At 53.3% G+C, this 287-nt stretch carries 1 protein-coding gene; it reads right to left on the reverse strand.

The window, feature by feature from the left end; all coding sequences use genetic code 11:
- Positions 1-287: thiol-disulfide oxidoreductase DCC family protein (locus AC0L3U_RS39190; RefSeq protein ID WP_473365090.1), on the reverse strand; the 287-nt coding region annotated here is incomplete at both ends.

A 287-nucleotide genomic window follows, 5' to 3' on the forward strand; every position in this document is an offset into this window, starting at 1 on the left:
TATCTTATACAATACCTATACACGAGAACGATCAATGTACAATAAAGTGAAGTGGCCGCTCGCCAGCTCCACAGGGTGGCATCCAGACCGGTTACCCAGCGCCCATCAGCGAAACGGGCATGCAGCAAAGACAGCATGTGCTCTAGCTTGAATCCGAGTTCGCTGGCGTCGAATTCGCTGCTACTGATGTCCACAAAAAACTGCCGATCGTCTACGGCATGTTCGCGCAGGAGCTTGATTTCCCGCGCGCAAAGAGGGCATTCGCCATCAAAGTAGAGCGTCAGCGG

This window comes from Bradyrhizobium sp. Kon69 (assembly GCF_055807515.1).